The sequence below is a fragment of the Erwinia sp. INIA01 genome (genome assembly GCF_025947915.1).
In the GTDB taxonomy this organism is placed as follows: domain Bacteria; phylum Pseudomonadota; class Gammaproteobacteria; order Enterobacterales; family Enterobacteriaceae; genus Erwinia; species Erwinia coffeiphila.
Genome location: NZ_JAPDNC010000003.1, coordinates 467,069 through 486,810, shown reverse-complemented (window position 1 = coordinate 486,810; position 19,742 = coordinate 467,069). Strand labels below are relative to the sequence as shown.

Sequence of the window (19,742 nt, the reverse complement as noted above, 5' to 3'; positions counted from 1 at the left end):
GCTAACGACGCCGGATGACAGAGCATCATCCCCGGGCAATTTTTACCAGGGAGGAGCCGTGGGGCGTAGGTGAAAATGTGATCGCCAGCACCTTACAGTTAAGACGCCAATGCGAAAAAAAGCTCATCGCATAATGCGATGAGCAAATAAATAACAAGAATGACAATGAGAGGGTATAGCTCGCCGGACCCGCGGCCCGGATGAAACGCACAATCAATCGGCAGAGCGCACTGCATGGCTAAAAAAAGGTGAGGGAGGTGTGTGTTAAAAGTAATGCGATGTAATTAAGTATGAGTCAATTCATTAAACGCGCCAGTGTCGCACGATGTAAAAAATCATAAGGAAATGTGATGCAGTGCAACTTACAGAACCTCCATTTACGCTGCGTCTTGCAATACACGTTATCCTGGTCAAAGGTACTTTAATTACACGCTGCGAAATAATTCATTTTATTTCTTCTTTCGCCATCACACAGTGAAGTGTTCGCCATGCTGATACCCTCAAAACTAAGCAGACCGCTAAGGTTAGAGAATACGCTGGTACGCGATCGCCTGATCGCCAGGCTGGCCAACAGCCATCTGTACCGCCTGGTGCTGGTCACCAGCCCGGCAGGCTACGGTAAAACCACACTGATGGCCCAGTGGGCAGCGGGGAAAAATAACCTGGGCTGGTATTCTCTCGATGAGAGCGATAACTATCCCGAACGCTTCGCCAACTATTTTATGGCGGCGGTGCAGCAGGCGACCGGCGGGCACTGCGTACGCAGTGAAGCCCTGGCGCAGAAACGTCAGTATGCTTCACTTAATGCGCTATTCTCGCAGCTGTTTATTGAGCTTGCCGAATGGCAGACGCCGCTGACCATCGTGATTGATGATTACCACCAGCTGAACAATGACGTAATTCATCAGGCGATGCGCTTTTTCCTGCGCCATCAGCCGGAAAACCTGACGCTGGTGATCCTCTCCCGTAACCTGCCGTCGTTGGGCATTGCCAATCTGCGCGTGCGCGAGCAGCTGCTGGAAATTAACAGCCAGTCGCTGGCCTTCACCCATGAAGAAACCCGCGCCTTTTTCGCCGGGCGCCTGCTGCAGCCCATCGCCGAACAGGAATCGCAGCGGCTGTGTGATGAAGTCGCCGGATGGGCCACCGCACTGCAGCTGATCGCCCTCTCCGCCCGCCAGTCCAATACGCCAACCCATCAGTCCGCCCAGCGTCTGGCCGGGATTAACGCCAGTCACCTGGCAGATTATCTGGTGGATGAGGTGCTGGACTGCGTCGACGACGCCACGCGAAACTTCCTGCTGCGCAGTTCGGTGCTGCGCTCGATGAACGACGGGCTGATTGCCCGCCTGACCAGCGAAGAGTGCGGCCAGCGACGGCTGGAGGAGACCGAACGCCAGGGGCTGTTTATTCAGCGCATGGATGAACGCGGCGAGTGGTTTAACTTCCACCCGCTGTTTGCTTCATTCCTGCGGCAGCGCTGTCAGTGGGAGCTGGGCAGCGAACTCCATGCGATCCACCGTGCTGCCGCCGAAGGCTGGATGGCGCAGGGTTACGCCGGTGAGGCGATCCATCACGCGCTGGAAGCGGAAGATATTCCGCTGCTGCGCGATATCCTGCTGCGCCACGCGTGGACCCTGTTTAACCACAGCGAACTGACGCTGCTGGAAAAAGGTTTACATGCACTGCCCTGGAAACAGCTGGTCGAGAATCCCCGGCTGATCCTGCTACAGGCGTGGCTGGCGCAGAGTCAGCACCGTTATAACGAAGTCGATCGCCTGCTGGCGCGTGCCGAACAGGAAATGGCGCTGGAGCAGGTAGTGGTCGACGATCTGCTCAGCGCCGAGTTTAACGCCCTGCGCGCTCAAGTGGCGATCAACGCCGGTCGCCCGGACGAAGCCGACCGGCTTGCGCTGCTGGCGCTGGACACCCTGCCGCTGAGCTGCGCTTTCAGCCGTATCGTTGCCACCTCGGTGCGCGGCGAAGTGCTGCACTGCCGCGGTGAGCTGGCTATGGCGCTGATGATGATGCAGCAGACCGCGCAGATGGCACGGCAGGAGAACGTCTGCCACTACGCGCTGTGGGCGCTGCTGCAGCAAAGCGAGATTCTGATTGCCCAGGGCTATCTGCAAACGGCCTGGGATACGCAGGAGCAGGCTTTCCGCCTGATTGCGGAAGAAGGGCTGGAACAGCTGCCGATGCATGAATTCCTGCTGCGCCTGCGTGCGCAACTTTTGCTCTCGTGGGCACATCTGGACGATGCGGAGAAAGCCGCCCGCGCCGGGCTGAAGGTGCTGGAGAACTTCCATCCGCAGCAGCAGCTGCAGTGTCTGACGGTGCTGGCGAAATGCGCCCTGGCGCGCGGCGATCTGGATAACGCCCGCCGCTATCTGACCCGCTGTGAGAATCTGCTCAGCAACGGCCACTACCACAGCGACTGGGTGACCAACGCCGATGAGGCGCGGGTGATCTACTGGCAGATGACCCACGACGTCACCACCGCTGGCAGCTGGCTGGGCCTGACCCTGAAACCGGCAGATGCGGATAATCACTTCCTGCAGGGTCAGTGGCGCAATATCGCCCGCGCGCAGATCCTGCTCGGTCAGTTCAGTCAGGCGGAAGTGGTGCTGGATGAACTGAATGACAATGCACGCCGCCTGCTGCTCACCAGCGATTTAAACCGCAATCTGCTGCTGGCCAACGCGCTCTACTGGCGGGAAGGCCGTAAAGCCGAAGCCCAGCAGGCGCTGATTGAGGCGCTTACTCTGGCCAACCGTACCGGCTTTATCAGCCACTTTGTGATTGAAGGCGAACCGATGGCGCAGCAGCTCCGCCAGCTGTTACAGCTCAACACGCTGCCGGAAATGGAGCAGCGGCGCGCTCAGCGCATCCTGCGCGATATTAATCAGCACCATCGCCACAAGTTCGCCCACTTCGACGAAAGCTTTGTCACCCGCCTACTGACCCATCCGCAGGTGCCGGAACTGATCCGCACCAGCCCGCTGACTCAGCGCGAGTGGCAGGTACTGGGGCTGATTTATTCCGGCTACAGCAACGAGCGCATCGCGGGCGAGCTGGACGTGGCGGCCACCACCATCAAAACCCATATCCGCAATCTGTATCAAAAGCTTGGCGTGGTACATCGTCAGGAGGCGGTACAGCAGGCACAGCAGCTGCTGCAGCTGATGGGGATGGGCGTAAGTAACTGACAAAGAAACCGGGCCGAACGGTTTACGTCGGCCCGGCTGCTGTCAGTATCCTGCCGTTAAATCATCAATCGTACGCGGATCGGAAGCACCATAGCGCATGCCGTCCGGTCCCAGCATAATGCTCTGGGTACTGCCCATCGCCGGCATCACCTTCACCTGCTGACCCTTCTCACCCAGCAGCTTAAGCGTATCCGGGCTGAAGCCCTTCTCCACCCGCAGCTGATCCGGCAACCACTGATGGTGGAAGCGCGGCGCGTTGGTGGCTTCCGCCACGTTCATACCAAAATCGATGCTGTTGACCACCATTTGCAGCACGGTGGTGATAATACGGCTGCCGCCCGGGCTGCCGGTCACCAGCCAGGTTTTACCGTCCTTCGCCACGATGGTCGGCGACATGGACGAGAGCGGGCGCTTGTACGGCTGCACCGCATTGGCCTCACCGCCGACCAGACCATAGACATTTGGCGTACCGGGCTTGGCGGAGAAGTCATCCATCTCGTTATTCAGCAGAATGCCGCTGTCGCTGGCCACGATGCCGCTGCCGAAGTTGGTGTTCAGCGTGTAGGTCACCGCCACCGCATTGCCGTCTTTATCCACCACCGAGAAATGCGTGGTCTGATCGCTTTCATATGGGGCCAGCTTGCCCGGCTTGATCTCCGACGACGGGCGCGCCTTCGCCAGGTCGATCTGCTGCGCCAGGGTTTTCGCATAGGCTTTGCTGGTCAGCGCCTGAGTCGGCACCTTAACGAATTCCGGATCGCCGAGGTATTCCGAGCGGTCGGCGTAGGCATATTTCTCGGCTTCCGCCATCACCTGGATCGCATCCGCACTGCCGAAGCCCATTTTCGCCAGGTCAAAGTTTTCCAGGATATTGAGGATCTGCACGATGTGGATACCGCCGGAGGACGGTGGCGGCATGGAATAGACTTCATAGCCGCGATAGCTGCCGCTGACCGGTTTACGCTCGATGGCACGATAGTTGGCCAGGTCCGCTTTGCCAATCAGCCCGCCGTGCTGTTCCATTTCCGCCGCGATTTGATCGGCAATTTTCCCTTTATAAAACGCATCCGGCCCCTGGCGGGAAATCAGCTCCAGGCTGTTCGCCAGATTACGCTGCACCAGCTTCTCGCCTTTCTGCCACGGCGTGCCGTCGGCCTTAAAGAAGATCGCCTTGCTGTTCGGATGGCTGAGCAGCACCTCTTTGCCGTAGACGCTGAGATCGTCAGCCAGCGATTCGTTGACCACAATCCCCTTGCGCGCCAGCTCCAGCGCGGGCTGGATTAACGTGCTCAGCGGCAGCGTGCCGTACTTTTGGTTCGCCAGAGAGAAGCCCGCCACCGTGCCTGGAACGCCGGATGCCAGGTGGGAAGTCAGTGATTTTTTACTGTCGGCATTCCCCTGCGCATCGAGGAACATATCGCGGCTGGCGCGCACCGGAGCCATTTCCCGGAAATCAATCGAGGTGGTGTTACCGGAGGCGGTACGCAGCAGCATAAAACCGCCGCCGCCCAGGTTACCCGCCTGTGGATGAGTCACGGCCAGCGCATAGCCGACGGCCACCGCCGCATCCACCGCGTTACCGCCCTGCTCAAGGATCTTCACGCCGACCGCCGTGGCGGTAGCATCCACCGAGGCCACCATGCCGTGCGCCGCTTTCACCGGATGGAAGGTATCCGCGCCTACTCCGTAGGAAACCGGTGCCGCCGCCGGAGCAGGCTGCGCCGTCGGCGTGTCTGTGGGTGCTGCACCTGCCCCCTGCCAGACCAGTAACCCGGCCAGCAGCGACCAGGACAGGCGACGCATCTTACCTTGTGTCATCATTGTTACATCCTTTAAGTTTATTTACGTTATGTTTGCCATTGATAAATATGCACAAAAATGACAGGTTCGCGAACTTTGCGTGAAATCAGGAGCACTCCTGGCCTCAGGGCATTGCGTCTGACGTAAAATAAGGGAAGTAACACGGAGGAATCACAATGAAAACGAAAGTGTTAGTGATGCTTGCCGCCCTGCTGCCGCTGAGCGGTATGGCGAATATGTTAAACAACGGCAATAACCCGAATCAGCCGGGCTACAACCCCAGCACCCAACGCATGCAGCAGCAGATGCAGATCCAGCAGTCTCAGCAGAAGTTGAAACTTCAGCAGGATCAGCAGCGGCAGCAGCAGGAGCTACAGCGTAAAATTCAGGAGCAGCGCGACAGCGCCTCGCAGCGTACGCTGAACAATCAGCCGGGCCACAGCAACAACACGCTGCCGTCTAACTAACCCCGTGCGATATTGCCCGTTTTCTTTAGTCTCATGCCCTGTCGGTTAGCCGCCAGGGCATTTTTTCGTGGCAAACAGGCAGAGCGTCGTCGCTGACGGCAGGCTTAGCTCAGGCTTTTTTCAAACGGCAGCTCGCCGCCCTGGGCTTCGGGGTCGCCCTCAAGATCGAACAGCGGCGTATAGCCCGCGGTACCCTCAGCGGAAATCCGGCCCGATTACGTCAATACGGTCGGTACAAATCGCATCCACGCCCCACTGCAGCAGCTGATGCGCGCGCTCCGGCTCGTTAACCGTATACACCAGAATCCGCAGCCCGGCCTGCTTCAGCTCGGCGGTGCGCCGTTCATCCAGCAGCTTGTGATTCAAATGGATGGAGAGGCACCCCAGCGCGTCGGTCATCTGCCGCCAGTTATCATCCCACTCATGCAGCAGCAGGCCACGCGGCAGCTCCGGCGCAGCTTTCTGCGCCGCTTCCAGCGCTTCGTAAGAGAACGAGGAGAGCAGCGGTGCCACCTGATCCTGCCACAGATCGCGTGCGGCCAGCGCCACTACCCGACCGGTTTCAACTTCAAGGCCGGTAGTCGGCTTGATTTCGATATTCGCCATCAGTCGGTGCTGGCGGCAGCGATCCGCCACCTGCGCCAGCAGCGGCAGGCGCTCGCCGTCGAAGGTTTTGCCAAACCAGCTCCCGGCATCCAGCTGCACCAGCTTATCCCAGGGCAGCTGCCCGGCCACGCCCCAGCCGTTGCTGGTGCGGTCGAGCGTGTCGTCGTGCAGCAGGAAAATCTCACCGTCCTGCGACAGTTTGGCGTCAAATTCAATCATCAGGTGGCCCAGTTGCGCGCCAAGATCGATAGCGGCCAGGGTATTTTCCGGGGCCAGTTTGCCGCCGCCGCGATGGGCGACAATCGGTGGGTAAGGCCAGGCACGATTAATCATTCAGTACGTTGTCCATTTTGGTCAAAGAAGTGCAGCGCATGCGGTGGCAGATGCAGCCACAGCGTGCTGCCTGCGGCCGGGCGCAGCGAGTGCGGCAGGCGCACCACCAGCTTATGCTGGCCCCATTTGCCGTGCGCCAGGTTGTCTGCTCCCAGCATTTCCAGCGTGTCCACCACCAGCGGGATCCCGCCGGCTTCGGCAGAAGACAGCTCAATATGCTCCGGGCGAATACCCAGCGTCAACGCCTGCCCGGCCTTGCCTGCCGATGGCGCACTAATCGGCAAGGCAAAACACTCATCCAGGCTAAAGCGAGAGCCGTCGGCGCTAAACTGCCCGTCCAGCAGATTCATGGCGGGCGCACCGATAAAACTGGCGACGAAGCGCGTCGCCGGTCGCTCGTAAATTTCGGTCGGCGTGCCCAGCTGTTCCAGCACGCCTTTATTCATCACCATCACCCGCTGCGCCAGCGTCATCGCTTCCACCTGGTCGTGGGTAACGTACAGGCTGGTGGTTTGCAGGCGGCGATGCAGTTGCTGTAGCTCAAGGCGCATCTGCACGCGCAGGCGGGCATCCAGGTTCGACAGCGGCTCATCAAACAGGAACACCGCCGGTTCACGAACGATAGCGCGCCCCATCGCCACGCGCTGACGCTGGCCGCCGGAAAGCTCACGCGGGCGGCGCTTCAGCAGCGGTTCCAGCTCCAAGCTACGCGCCGCTTCCAGCACCTTTTGCCGGATCTGCTCTTTACCCATGCCGCGAATTTTCAGGCCCCAGGCCATATTCTCTTCCACGCTCATATGCGGATAGAGCGCGTAGTTCTGGAATACCATCGCGATGCCGCGATCTTTTGGCTCTTCATCGGTAACACGACGGGAATCGATATAGATATCGCCCGTGGTCACTCGCTCCAGCCCGGCCACCATCCGCAGCAGGGTCGATTTCCCACAGCCGGACGGCCCGACCATCACCATAAATTCGCCATCCTGCACGGTCACGTCCAGCGGTTGAATAATCTGGTTTTTCCCGTCGTAGGATTTGGTTACTGCCTGAAGTCTTACACCTGCCATAGGTTATTTCTCACTCTCTACCAGGCCGCGCACGAACGCACGCTGCATGACTAATACGATCACCACCGGTGGGATCAGGGTTAACAGCATCGCCGCCATCACTTCATTCCACTGCGTTGGCGAACCGCTGGTGGAGATCATGCTTTTAATGCCCGCCACGGCGGTGCTCATCGACGCATCGTTGACGATCAGCAGCGGCCACAGATACTGGTTCCAGCCGTAGATAAAGGTAATGACAAACAGCGCCGCCAGATTGGTTTTCGACAGCGGCAGCACGATGTCGCGGAAGAAACGCATCGGGCTGGCACCGTCGATGCGCGCCGCTTCCATCAGCTCGTCCGGCATCGACATAAAGAACTGGCGGAACAGGAAGGTGGCCGTGGCGGAAGCCATCAGCGGCAGCGTCAGGCCGCTGTAGCTGTCGAGCATATTCAGATCGGCAATCACCTGCACCGTCGGGAAAATACGCACCTCAACCGGCAGCATCAGGGTGATAAAGATCATCCAGAAAAACAGACTGCGCAGCGGGAAGCGGAACCACACCAGCGCAAATGCCGAAATAATGGAGACGCTGATTTTGCCGATGGTGATCGCCAATGCCATAAACAGGCTGTTCATCAGCATCAGGCTGAAGGCCGGTCCACTGCCGTTCACCCCCCGCACCCAGATATTGCTGATGTTTTCCCACAGGTGGCTGCCGGGGATCAGCGTCATCGGCACCTGATAAACGGCATTGTTATCCAGCGTGGCGGCCACAAAGGCCACATACAGCGGGAACAGGATAGTCAGGATGCCGAGGATCAGCAGGGTATGGCTGAAGATATCCAGCCCGCGACGATTTTCAATCATTGGTAGCGCACCTTACGCTCAACAAAGCGGAACTGAATCACCGTCAGCACAATCACCAGCAGCATCAGCACCACCGACTGGGCGGCAGAGGAAGAGAGATCCAGCCCGGCAAAGCCTTCGCGGTAAATTTTATAAATCAGCGTGGTGGTGGCCTGCACCGGGCCACCGCCGGTGGCGGCATCGATCACCGGGAAGGTATCGAAGAAGGCATAGACCAGATTCACCACCAGCAGGAAGAAGCTCACCGGGGTAATCAGCGGCAGCGACAACGCGAAGAAGCGCCGCACCGGGCCAGCACCGTCAATCGCCGCCGCCTCAACCAGCGACTTCGGAATCGACTGTAATGCGGCAAAGAAAAACAGGAAGTTGTAGCTCATCTGCTGCCAGATGGAGGCTAGCACAATCAGAAACATCGCCTGCCCGCTGTTCTGCGCGTAGTTCCAGTTGTAGCCCCACTGGTTCAGCAGGTGGCTGAACAGCCCCAGCCCGGGGTTAAACAGAAACATCCACAGCACCGCCGCCACGACCGGTGCCACCGCGTAGGGCAGCAGCAGCAGCGTCTGATAGGTTTTTTTCAGGCGGATAACATAGTCCACCAGCGCCGCCAGCAGCAGCGACAGCCCCATGCCGAAGAACGTCACCAGCCCGCTGAATTTGATGGTGGTCCAGAATGACTCGAGGTACAGACCGTCGCTGAACAGCCGCTCAAAGTTCTCCATACCCACAAACGTACTGGAGATACCAAACGGATCGATACTTTGCAGCGAATACCAGAGCGCTTCGCCCGCTGGCCAGATAAAGAAAATCGCCGTAATTACCAGCTGCGGCAACAGCAGCAGATAGGGCAACAAGCGATTGCGAAAGACGGGACGGGGCTGAGCCATAGTGGATTATCTCGTGCGGAACGGGGTCGGTATTAACGGGCACATCACCGATCGCCCCACGGGAGAGATCGGTGATGTGCCTTTGCAGGCAGACCGCCGCCCGGCCCGGAGGCGAGCAGCGGTCTGCACCGGCAACAGGTTACTTCGTCTGCTGCTCGAAGCGGCGCAGCAGCTCGTTACCACGCTTAACGGCGTTATCCAGCGCGGCCTGCGGCGTTTGCTTACCGGTCCATACGCCTTCCAGCTCTTCGTCAACGATGGTACGGATCTGCGGCATGTTGCCCAGACGCATCCCTTTGGTAAACGGCAGCGGATCTTTGTTCAGCATCTGGCGAGTCGCGATATCCGCGCCCGGGTTCTTGTCGTAGAAGCCCTGCTGTTTGGTCAGCTCGTAAGCCGCCGTGGTGATCGGCAGGTAGCCGGTTTTCTGATGCCACTCGGCAGCGATTTCCGGCTTAGCCAGGAACTGCATAAACTCGGCGACGCCCTTATAGGTGGCATCGTCTTTGCCCTTCATCACCCACAGGCTGGCTCCGCCGATAATGGCGTTCTGCGGCGCGTTCGGCACGGTTTCGTCGTACGGCATCATGCCCACGCCGAAGTTAAACTTGGCGTATTTGCGGATGTCGGCCAGCGAGCCGGAAGAGGCGGTGGTGATCGCACAGTCGCCGTTGTAGAACTTGGAAGTGGATTCATCTTTACGGCCGAAGTAGGTGAAATCACCCTTCTTGTTCAGATCTTCCAACATCTGGATGTGGCGCACCTGTACCGGCTTGTTGAACTCCAGCACGGCATCGGTGCCGTCGAAGCCGTTATTTTTGGTGGCGACCGGCAGACCGTGCCAGGCGCTGAAGTTTTCAATCTGAATCCAGCCCTGCCAGCCGCTGGCGTAGCCGCAGGACATGCCCGCTTTACGCAGCGCGTCGGTATCCTTCGCCAGTTCCTGCCAGGTTTTTGGCGGCTGATCCGGGTTCAGGCCGGCTTTTTTGAAGGCGTCTTTGTTGTAGTACAGCACCGGCGTGGAGCTGTTAAACGGCTGGGAAATCAGCTCGCCTTTCGAATCGCTGTAGTAACCGGCTACCGCAGGCACGAACTGCTTCGCATCCATCGCGATACCGGCTTTTTTAAAGACTTCATTAACCGGGACGATGGCTTTCGATGCCATCATTGTGGCCGTACCCACTTCATATACCTGCAATACGGCCGGTGCTTTGCCGGTACGCACGGCAGCAATACCCGCCGCCAGGCTCTGTTCGTAGTTGCCTTTGTAGGTCGGCACAATTTTGTAATCGGGGTGAGTTTCGTTAAAACGCTTCGCCAGTGAGTCAACCTCTACGCCCAGCTCGCCTTCCATCGAGTGCCAGAACGGAATTTCGGTAGCGGCCAGCGCGCTGCCGCTGAAGGTCAGTCCCAGCACCATGCTGAGAGCGGTACGACGGAATGCGGTAGATGACATATCGGTTTCCTGTGCCCGTTTTAATGATGCGCGATTCCGCGCACTGTGTGAGTCGGCAAGTAACATGCCACGGCTAAATGACAGATTAATAATAGTGATGTGACGGAAATGTGACGGACGAATGACGGGAATTTCGAAACGCGACGGCAGAAGTGAGAGGAATGTAACAACTTTGGTAATCAACAGAGAGAAGACGATCACAGATTTAGCGCACAGTTGGCTGCACGTTCGGGGCAAAAAAAGGGCAGCCGCGTGGGCTGCCCTGGGTATTTATCCGCCGAGGTAGGCGCTTCTGACCGCCTCGTTGGCGAGCAATGCCTCACCCGTGTCTTCGAGCACCACATGACCGTTTTCGAGCACGTAGCCGCGATCCGCCAGCTTCAGCGCCTGGTTAGCATTCTGCTCAACGAGGAAGATGGTCATCCCCTCTTTGCGCAGCTGTTCGATGGTGTCGAAAATCTGCTGAATGATAATCGGCGCCAGCCCCAGCGACGGTTCATCAAGCAGCAGCAGTCGCGGCTGGCTCATCAGCGCACGACCAATGGCCAGCATCTGCTGCTCGCCGCCGGACATGGTTCCGGCGCGCTGAATACGCCGCTCCCACAGGCGCGGGAACAGTTCGTAAACGCGCTTGATGCGTTCCTGATACTGCTGACGCTCGGCAAAGAAACCGCCCATCGCCAGGTTCTCTTCCACCGTCATGCGGGAAAATACCCGGCGGCCTTCCGGCACAATGGCGATGGCTTCACGCATAATGCGCGCGGTCTGCCAGTCGGTAATATCCTGGCCATCGAAGACGATGCTACCTTGAGTCGCGCGCGGCTCGCCGCACAACGTGCCCAGGATAGTGGTTTTACCCGCACCGTTGGCCCCAATCAGGGTGACAATTTCCCCCTGATTGATATGCAGGCTGACGTTATGCAGCGCCTGGATTTTCCCGTAGTGCGCGCTGATATTATTCAGAGAAAGCATGGGGTTACTCATCTTATGCCTCCCCGAGGTAAGCACGGATCACATCCGGGTTGTTACGAATTTCTTCCGGCGTACCGTTCGCCAGCGGCGTACCCTGGTTCACCACGTAAATACGGTCAGAAATACCCATTACCAGTTTCATATCGTGTTCAATCAGCAGTACCGAGACTTTATGCTCGCCGCGCAGTTCTGCAATCAGCTCATCCAGCTCGTGAGTTTCTTTCGGGTTAAGCCCCGCCGCCGGTTCGTCCAGCATCAGGATTTCCGGGCGCGTCACCATGCAGCGGGCGATTTCCAGACGGCGCTGCTGGCCGTACGCGAGGTTCCCCGCCTGGCGGTTGGCCAGCTCAAGCAGCCCGACGCGCTTCAGCCAGGTGGCGGCGCGGTCCAGCGCATCGCTTTCAGCACGGCGGAAGGCCGGCGTTTTCAGCAGGCCGGAGAAGACGCCGCTTTGCAGATGCTGATGCTGTGCCACCAGCAGGTTTTCAATCACCGTCATTTCACGGAACAGGCGCACGTGCTGAAAGGTACGCACCACGCCCATGCGGGCGATCTGCTGCCCCGGCAAACCGGCCAGCTGTTTATCGCCCAGCATGATAGAACCGCCGGTTGGCTTATAGAAGCCGGTCAGGCAGTTGAACACCGTGGTTTTACCTGCCCCGTTCGGGCCGATAAGCGAGACGATTTCCTGCGGACGGAGTTCAAGCTGGACGTTGTTGACCGCCAGCAGACCGCCAAAGCGCATCATCAGGCCATTGACTGCTAACAAAGGCTGACTCATGCCTGCTCTCCTTTTTCCGCATTTTTCAACTTCAGGTGCGGACGCTTCATCGGCAACAGCCCCTGCGGACGCCAGATCATCATCAGTACCATCAATCCACCGAGCACCAGCATGCTGTACTCGTTCAGGTCACGCATCAGCTCACGCGATACCACCAGCAGTATTGCCGCAAGGATGACCGCAAACTGCGATCCCATGCCGCCCAGTACCACGATCGCCAGAACAAAGGCGGATTCGGCAAAGGTGAAGGATTCCGGGCTGACGAAGCCCTGACGGGCGGCGAACAGGCAGCCGGCAAAACCGGCAAACGCGGCGCTGATGGTGAACGCGGTCAGCTTGATGCGCGTCGGGCTGAGGCCCAGCGAGCGGCAGGCGATTTCGTCTTCACGCAGCGCTTCCCATGCGCGTCCCAGCGGCATACGCAGCAGGCGGTTGATCACGAAGAGGGTGATCACCACCAGCAGCAGCGCCACCATGTACAGGAAGATAATACGGTCGCTCGGGTCGTACTTCAGGCCGAAGAAGTTATGGAAGGTGTCCCAGCCGCCGTCGCGCACGCTGCGGTTGAACTCCAGACCGAAGAAGGACGGTTTCGGAATCTGGCTGATGCCGTTCGGGCCACCGGTGATTTCGGTGTTGTTCAGCAGCAGAATACGCACGATCTCGCCGAAACCGAGCGTCACAATCGCCAGATAGTCACCGCGCAGACGCAGTACCGGGAAGCCCAGCAGCAGGCCGAATCCTGCGGCGACCATACCGGCCAGCGGCAGCGACTGCCAGAAGCCCAGGCCGTAATAGTGATTCAGCAGCGCAAAGGTGTAGGCTCCGATGGCGTAGAAACCGCCGTAACCCAGCACCAGCAGGCCGGATAGCCCGACGACCACGTTCAGCCCCAGGCCGAGCATCACATAAATAAGCGTCAGGGTGGCGATATCCACCGTGCCGCGTGAAACGATAAACGGCCACACCGCCGCAGCGACGATCAGCGCCAGCAGGAACAGCTTCTGCTTCGGCGTTGAGCCATCAATGCCCGGCAGCACCAGCGAAGGGCCGGAGACTTTTTTCAGGCTGCTCTGCACCAGCGGGCGCAGCATCTGGAAGATAAACACCACGCCGCAGCCGACGGCGATCCAGTTCCAGCGCACGTCTCCGGCGTTGTTTACCACCAGATGTGTACCGTCGAGATTCAGCCGCAGGCCCATAAAGAACGCGGCCAGCACCAGCAGCATCAGGGAGGAAACGAGCGCATTCAACAGGTTAAGCTTTTTCATACTTTCTCAACCTCCGGACGGCCCAGAATACCGGTTGGCATCACCAGCAGCACCACAATCAGCAGCGCAAATGACACCACGTCTTTGTACTCGGTGCTCAGATAGGCGGAGGTCAGCGCCTCGGCAATACCGAGAATCAATCCGCCCAGCATCGCGCCAGGGATACTGCCGATGCCGCCCAGTACCGCAGCGGTGAAGGCCTTCATCCCGGCCATAAAGCCGATGTACGGGTTGATTACACCGTAGAACTGGCCCAGCAGTACGCCAGCCACCGCCGCCATCGCCGCACCAATAACAAAGGTCAGCGAGATCACGCGGTCGGTATTAATACCCAGCAGGCTGGCCATTTTCAGATCTTCAGCACAGGCGCGGCAGGCGCGGCCCATGCGGGAATAGCGAATAAACAGCGTCAGTGCCAGCATGGCGAGGAAAGTCACCGCCCAGATCACCATCTGCATGGTAGAGATGGTGGCGGCAAAGCCGTTGCTTTCTCCCAGCGTCCACTGTCCGGTGACCAGGCTTGGCAGCGCGAGGTCGCGCGAGCCCTGAGTCAGGCTGACGTAGTTTTGCAGGAAGATGGACATCCCGATAGCGGATATCAGCGCGATCAGGCGCTTGGAAGAGCGTACCGGCTTGTAAGCCACGCGCTCAATGCTCCAGCCGTAGCAGCTGGCGATCACCACCGCCACCACAAAGCCGCAGCCGATCAGCAGCCAGCTGGCATCGATCCCCATCATCATCAATGCAGCGATGACGATAAACGAGACGTAGCTGCCGATCATATAGACTTCGCCGTGGGCAAAGTTAATCATGCCGATGATGCCGTACACCATGGTGTAACCGATGGCGATCAGCGCATAGGTGCTGCCCAACGTCACACCGTTGAACATTTGTTGCAGGAAATAGAGAAACTGCTCGGACATACCTGAATACCTTACGATTCCTCCTGCGCAGGCAGGGCAGAAGGATGAATACAACAAAGGGCCGGGCAGGCCCGACCCCAACGGGGGATAGTCATCTCGCCGCAGGGGCCAGGCTGACCTGGCCCGCAGACGGGTTTATTTCACCGCCGAGGAAGAACCATCAGCATGCCATTTGAAAACGCCGAACTCGAAGCCTTTCAAATCGCCCTTCTCATCCCAGTTGAGATCGCCCATTACGGTTGGAACCGCCGCACCGGTTTTCAGGTTGTTGGCGATATCGGCTGGCTCTTCGCTCTTGCTGCGCTCCATACCGGCAGTCAGAGACTGTAGCGCGGCATAGGTTGTCCAGACGAATGGACCGGTTGGGTCCAGTTTTTTCGCTTTCAGCGCATCAACGATTGGCTGGTTAGCCGCAACCTGATCGTAACGCTTAGGCAGCGTCACCAGCATGCCCTCTGATGCCGCACCGGCAATGTTAGACAGTGAAGAGTTGCCCACGCCTTCCGGACCCATAAACTGAGTTTTCAGGCCTGCCGCACGCGCCTGGCGCAGGATCTGGCCCATTTCCGGGTAGTAGCCGCCGAAGTAAACGAAGTCGACGTTCTCTTTCTTCAGACGTGCAACCAGCGTAGAGAAGTCTTTATCACCGGCGGTGATACCTTCAAACATCACCACGTTGCCGCCGGATTTTTTCAGGCTGTCCTGAACGGAACGCGCCAGGCCTTCACCGTACTGCTGTTTGTCGTGAACCACGGCGATGCGCTGCGGTTTGATGTCGTTCAGGATGTATTTGGCGGCGGTTGGGCCCTGATCGGAGTCCAGACCGGTCGTACGCAGAACCAGCTTATAGCCACGGCTGGTCAGATCCGGTGCGGTAGCCGCCGGGGTGATCATCAGCACGCCTTCATCTTCATAGATATCTGAAGCAGGCTGGGTAGAAGAAGAGCACAGATGGCCGATCACGTAGCGGATACCGTCGTTGATCACTTTGTTAGCGACCGCAACGGCCTGTTTCGGGTCGCAGGCATCATCGTATTCCACACCGACCAGCTTGTTGCCGTTCACGCCGCCTTTGGCGTTAATATCAGCAATTGCCTGCTTAGCGCCGGTAAACTCCATGTCGCCATACTGCGCCACCGGACCGGACATCGCACCCACGATCGCCACTTTGATATCTTTTGCTAACGCAGCGTGGCTCATCGCCAGGGCTACGCAGCCCGCCAGGAACGCACTACCTTTACTGATTTTCATCCGAACTTCCCCATCTGTTGTGATTTGGCTATTTTCTGCCGTCATTTTTCCTAATCGCTTTACAAAGAAAGGCTTAGGGATTAATGCGGCATTTTTTTGGTATAAAGGCGTTAAATTTCAGGTTATTAAACAGGAATATTCTGCTGTAAATCAACTGACATATTCACTAAATCGCGGATGCAGCAGCATAATAAGCTGGCATTAACGATTGCTTTTAAGCCAGTTAACCAGCTTTTTATGCTGGACAATTACTAACCGAATAATGATTTACTCGGTAAATTGTTTAAATCAGAAACAGAACAGCTCGTTTTTGTACAGAAAAACTTCCACGCTTTAGTATGGTCAACTTCGCTACAATATGCCTTTCTGACCGACGAGTTTTTACAATGAAACTAACCATCATTCGCCTGCAACAATTCTCACTTCAGGACCACAGCGATCTGCAAAAAATCTGGCCGCAGGCCGATAGCCATGCGCTGGAACAGCAGCTGGATGACCAACATCAGCTCTACGCCGCACGATTTAATGAACGGCTGCTGGCGGCGGTACAGGTTGTGATTACCGGAAATGAAGGCAGGCTGTCGCAGTTGATGGTGCGGGAAGTGACGCGCCGACGCGGCGTCGGGCTGTATCTGCTGGAAGATACGCTGGCGCAGAATCCGCATATTACCCGCTGGCAGGTGGCAAACGACGGTGACGACAGCGCAGAGGCTATCGCCGCCTTTATGCAGGCGGCGGGTTTTCAGTTTGATGCGGAGCTACAGCACTACATCCACCAGCAGAGTAAATAGAACACCGCCAGAATCAGCAGCACGCTGAGCACCATATTGCGCACCTGCGCGGCAATGAGCACGCCCGCCAGTGCGCCATACAGATAGGGATTATCGCTCAGGGCGCGGACTTCACCGTGATTCAGCAAAATAATCGGCCCGCAGATTGCGGTCAGCAGGCAGGGCGCGGAATATTTCAGCGCTTCGCGGATTGCGGCGGGCAGCCTGACCGGCACCGCCGGTTCAAGGAACAGATAGCGGTTAAAAAACACGACCGCCGCCAGCGTTAACAGTAAAAACCAGCTCATCATGCCTCCTGCCGCAAACGGGCAATCATTACCGAACAGAACATGCCGCACACCCCGGCAATCGCAATGGCCCCTTCTATCTGATACAGGCTGAGCACCATCGACAGCAGCAGCGAAACGATCACGCCGCACAGCACGTTAAGGTTTTTTATCATCGGCACCACGATGGTGATAAAGGTGGCGACGATCGAGAAATCAAGATGGTAGCGATCCAAATCCGGGATCGAGGACGCCATAGCGATCCCCATCAGGCTGAACAGCGCCCAGCTGAGATAAAACGTCAGCCCTGCGCCAATCAGATAGCCCGGCGTCAGCTTCTCTTTCGGCTGCGCGCAGCTCAGAGCAAACAGCTCGTCGGTCAGCAGAAAACCGATCGGCAGGCGATAGCGCGCTTTCAGCACTGACACCGTTTCGCGCATCGTCAGGCCGTACAGAAAATGTTGGGCGGTGATAAAAAACACCGAAATGACAATGGTCGCCACGCTGGCACCGGACAGCATCAGTCCGAGCGTCACCAGCTGCGCCGCGCCGGCGAAAATCACCGTCGACATGGCGATACTTTGCGACAGGCTCAGCCCGCTCTGAACGGCCATCGATCCCGCCAGGATGCCCCACGGCACCACAGACAGGCAGAGCGGCAGCATGCCGCTGGCTCCGCGCCAGAAGCCGGACCACGGCGCGGGCTGCGGGGGAGAAAGGGAAGTAACGGGATGATTCATCTGACGGCTCCTGAGTAAATTCAGCAGCAGTGTGGCAGGCAGCGTCGGCGGAGGATTGAATAAAATTGCCTGAAGAGGCTGTGCTTCTGTTTATCCCCGGCGGCCCCGTTTCAGCGCCTGCACGTATTCGCCCGGCGTAACGCCCATCGAGTTTTTGAAATGGCGGGTAAAATGGCTTTGATCGGAGAAACCGCACAGGCTGGATACCTGAGCAATAGTCTCACCCTGCTTTAGCCGCACCTGCGCCTTCTGCAGCCGCGCCTGCACCAGCCAGGCGTGCGGCGTCATGCCGATGCTTTTCTTAAACTGGCGCAGGAAGTGCCACGGGCTGAGATGCGCGACGTCAGCGAGCTGCTGCAGCGACCAGTTCTTTTCCGGGCAGCTGGCCATCAGCTCCTGCACCGGCAGCACCGCGCGGCAGGCATCGGCCAGGTCGGGCGGCACAACGCGCGTGCGGCTGTAGCGCATCACCAGCCAGGAGAAGGCCGTCAGCAGCAGAGACTCTTTCAGCAGGCTGTTGCCCTGCTCCGGCAGCAGCGAGAACACCAGCCGCAGCTGGGCGGACAGCAGCGGATCGTGCAGCACCGCATCGGGGAACCACGGCACCGGGCCTGGCTCACTGCCTGCCGACAGCCGGGCGAAAAGATCGGGATGAGGATAGATAGCGCGATAAGACCAGCCGCCCGCCACTTCCGAACAGCCGGTGTGCACTTCGTCGGCGTTAACCAGAATGATATCGCCGCTCGGCGCTACGTGATCGCCCCCGGATCGCCAGAAGCGCTGCGCGCCGGTCTCAATCACCCCAACGCAGAAGGTGTCATGCACGTGGCGGGGAAAGCGGCGATGGCGATAGCTGGCATCCAGCATATTCATGCCGTTGAATTCCTCCACGCAGAACAGCGTGGCGCGCTCCTGCGGCGTATTCAGCGTCTCCATTTTCCCTCTCCCACTTTAGAATAAAATTGCTGTGCTGGTTGGTTTATTCTGACAACAAAAAACCGCCCCTGGAGGCGGTTTTTTTGTCTGGGCATCGCAGACGCCCGAAGCATTATGCTCAGGCTTCGATAGCCATACGCAGTTTCTTCATGGCGTTCTTTTCCAGCTGACGAACGCGCTCTGCGGAAACGCCGTAGCGATCGGCCAGCTCCTGCAGCGTGGTTTTGTTGTCGTCGTCCAGCCAGCGTGCGCGAATGATGTGCTGGCTGCGTTCGTCCAGCCCCTGCATCGCGTCGGAAAGCTTATCGGCCGCGTGATCTTCCCAGTTATCTTCCTCGATGCCGTTGGCAAAGTCAGAAGTTTTATCCTGCAGATAGAGCATCGGTGCCATAGAACGACCTTCGCCTTCATCTTCCGGCGTTGGGTCAAAGGTCATGTCCTGCGCGGCCATGCGTGATTCCATTTCGCGAACGTCTTTGCTGCTCACGCCCAGCTCGCGTGCCACCATTTCCACTTCGTCCTGGTTAAACCAGCCCAGACGCTGCTTGGTTTTACGCAGGTTAAAGAACAGCTTACGCTGAGCTTTAGTGGTAGCGACTTTGACAATACGCCAGTTGCGCAGCACGTATTCATGAATCTCGGCTTTAATCCAGTGCACGGCAAAGGAAACCAGGCGCACACCCACTTCCGGGTTAAAACGGCGCACGGCTTTCATCAGGCCGATATTACCTTCCTGAATCAGGTCTGCCTGCGGCAGGCCGTAACCGGAGTAGTTACGAGCAACATGAACAACAAAGCGCAGGTGAGACAGGATCAGCGTCTTAGCTGCTTCCAGATCGCCCTGGTAATGCAGCCGTTCAGCCAACGCTTTTTCCTCTTCTGCCGTCAGCATAGGCCAGGCATTAGCCGCCCGGATATAGGAATCCAGGTTGCCTAAAGGAGCAATAGCTAAAGTTTGCATTTCTTTGGTCATTCAAACCCTCTCAGTGTTTAGCATCGTGACTACGTCAGATCCTGACGCGACTGATACCCTACGCGAAGTACAGCGCTAAATAGAAAGCATTCCGTGCGAATATCAATCTCTACAGGGATAAGACGCCGAAGTTATCCACAAGTTCAATTTTAATCAGGGATAATTTA

General features: G+C 58.0%; 18 protein-coding genes. 3 read left to right on the top strand and 15 right to left on the bottom strand.

Annotated elements, in window-relative coordinates:
* Window positions 1-488 precede the first annotated feature (488 nt).
* Window positions 489-3,209 (top strand): HTH-type transcriptional regulator MalT, encoded by a 2,721-nt coding sequence (malT, locus tag OMR58_RS07705; RefSeq protein ID WP_200560911.1) that lies wholly within the window; start codon window positions 489-491, stop codon window positions 3,207-3,209.
* A gap of 42 nt (window positions 3,210-3,251) precedes the next feature.
* Here malT and ggt read toward each other — a convergent pair whose 3' ends face one another.
* Window positions 3,252-5,030, bottom strand: coding sequence for a gamma-glutamyltransferase (ggt, locus tag OMR58_RS07700; RefSeq protein WP_105594068.1), 1,779 nt, complete (start codon window positions 5,028-5,030; stop codon window positions 3,252-3,254).
* A gap of 155 nt (window positions 5,031-5,185) precedes the next feature.
* Here ggt and OMR58_RS07695 point away from each other — a divergent pair, with 155 nt between their 5' ends.
* A complete protein-coding gene (locus OMR58_RS07695) occupies window positions 5,186-5,476 on the top strand; it encodes a DUF2756 domain-containing protein (protein WP_200560912.1) in 291 nt (96 codons plus the stop codon).
* A gap of 195 nt (window positions 5,477-5,671) precedes the next feature.
* Here the strand turns inward: OMR58_RS07695 and ugpQ are convergent, their stop codons facing one another.
* The 10 genes from ugpQ to OMR58_RS07645 form a co-directional block, all read right to left on the bottom strand.
* Complete coding sequence (gene ugpQ / locus OMR58_RS07690) at window positions 5,672-6,412, bottom strand: glycerophosphodiester phosphodiesterase (RefSeq protein ID WP_200560984.1); 741 nt, start codon at window positions 6,410-6,412, stop codon at window positions 5,672-5,674.
* A complete protein-coding gene (locus OMR58_RS07685) occupies window positions 6,412-7,482 on the bottom strand; it encodes a sn-glycerol-3-phosphate import ATP-binding protein UgpC (RefSeq protein ID WP_264545623.1) in 1,071 nt (356 codons plus the stop codon). Before OMR58_RS07685 ends, ugpQ begins: the two co-directional genes overlap by 1 nt.
* A 3-nt stretch (window positions 7,483-7,485) precedes the next feature.
* On the bottom strand, window positions 7,486-8,331 hold the full coding sequence (ugpE, locus tag OMR58_RS07680; protein WP_200560914.1) for a sn-glycerol-3-phosphate ABC transporter permease UgpE: 846 nt from the start codon (window positions 8,329-8,331) through the stop codon (window positions 7,486-7,488).
* Window positions 8,328-9,215, bottom strand: coding sequence for a sn-glycerol-3-phosphate ABC transporter permease UgpA (gene ugpA / locus OMR58_RS07675; RefSeq protein WP_105594073.1), 888 nt, complete (start codon window positions 9,213-9,215; stop codon window positions 8,328-8,330). The genes ugpE and ugpA overlap by 4 nt, the downstream gene beginning before the upstream one ends.
* A gap of 139 nt (window positions 9,216-9,354) precedes the next feature.
* Window positions 9,355-10,671, bottom strand: coding sequence for a sn-glycerol-3-phosphate ABC transporter substrate-binding protein UgpB (gene ugpB, locus OMR58_RS07670; RefSeq protein WP_205067683.1), 1,317 nt, complete (start codon window positions 10,669-10,671; stop codon window positions 9,355-9,357).
* Window positions 10,672-10,941: 270 nt separating this feature from the next.
* Window positions 10,942-11,655: a high-affinity branched-chain amino acid ABC transporter ATP-binding protein LivF gene (gene livF / locus OMR58_RS07665; RefSeq protein WP_105594075.1), complete on the bottom strand. Its 714-nt coding sequence runs from the start codon at window positions 11,653-11,655 to the stop codon at window positions 10,942-10,944.
* A 1-nt stretch (window position 11,656) separates the two neighbouring features.
* Window positions 11,657-12,424: a high-affinity branched-chain amino acid ABC transporter ATP-binding protein LivG gene (livG, locus tag OMR58_RS07660; protein WP_105594076.1), complete on the bottom strand. Its 768-nt coding sequence runs from the start codon at window positions 12,422-12,424 to the stop codon at window positions 11,657-11,659.
* Window positions 12,421-13,695 carry a high-affinity branched-chain amino acid ABC transporter permease LivM gene (locus OMR58_RS07655; RefSeq protein ID WP_105594077.1) on the bottom strand — a complete coding sequence of 425 codons (1,275 nt, stop codon included), beginning with the start codon at window positions 13,693-13,695 and terminating at the stop codon, window positions 12,421-12,423. The genes livG and OMR58_RS07655 overlap by 4 nt, the downstream gene beginning before the upstream one ends.
* On the bottom strand, window positions 13,692-14,618 hold the full coding sequence (livH, locus tag OMR58_RS07650; RefSeq protein WP_123334125.1) for a high-affinity branched-chain amino acid ABC transporter permease LivH: 927 nt from the start codon (window positions 14,616-14,618) through the stop codon (window positions 13,692-13,694). The genes OMR58_RS07655 and livH overlap by 4 nt, the downstream gene beginning before the upstream one ends.
* A 135-nt stretch (window positions 14,619-14,753) precedes the next feature.
* Window positions 14,754-15,869 carry a branched-chain amino acid ABC transporter substrate-binding protein gene (locus OMR58_RS07645; protein WP_264545622.1) on the bottom strand — a complete coding sequence of 372 codons (1,116 nt, stop codon included), beginning with the start codon at window positions 15,867-15,869 and terminating at the stop codon, window positions 14,754-14,756.
* A gap of 386 nt (window positions 15,870-16,255) precedes the next feature.
* Here OMR58_RS07645 and panM point away from each other — a divergent pair, with 386 nt between their 5' ends.
* Entirely contained in the window at window positions 16,256-16,660 is a 405-nt protein-coding gene (gene panM / locus OMR58_RS07640) for an aspartate 1-decarboxylase autocleavage activator PanM (RefSeq protein ID WP_200560915.1), read from the top strand.
* On the opposite strand, the gene OMR58_RS07635 is transcribed toward panM, so the two are convergent.
* The 4 genes from OMR58_RS07635 to rpoH all read right to left on the bottom strand — a co-directional run bounded on the left by OMR58_RS07635 (window position 16,636) and on the right by rpoH (window position 19,575).
* Entirely contained in the window at window positions 16,636-16,947 is a 312-nt protein-coding gene (locus tag OMR58_RS07635) for an AzlD domain-containing protein (RefSeq protein WP_200560916.1), read from the bottom strand. The genes panM and OMR58_RS07635 overlap by 25 nt on opposite strands.
* Complete coding sequence (locus OMR58_RS07630; RefSeq protein WP_200560917.1) at window positions 16,947-17,666, bottom strand: AzlC family ABC transporter permease; 720 nt, start codon at window positions 17,664-17,666, stop codon at window positions 16,947-16,949. The genes OMR58_RS07635 and OMR58_RS07630 overlap by 1 nt, the downstream gene beginning before the upstream one ends.
* A gap of 90 nt (window positions 17,667-17,756) precedes the next feature.
* Window positions 17,757-18,602: a helix-turn-helix transcriptional regulator gene (locus OMR58_RS07625; protein WP_264545621.1), complete on the bottom strand. Its 846-nt coding sequence runs from the start codon at window positions 18,600-18,602 to the stop codon at window positions 17,757-17,759.
* A gap of 118 nt (window positions 18,603-18,720) precedes the next feature.
* Entirely contained in the window at window positions 18,721-19,575 is an 855-nt protein-coding gene (rpoH, locus tag OMR58_RS07620; protein ID WP_105594083.1) for an RNA polymerase sigma factor RpoH, read from the bottom strand.
* Between the last annotated feature and the right edge of the window lie 167 nt (window positions 19,576-19,742).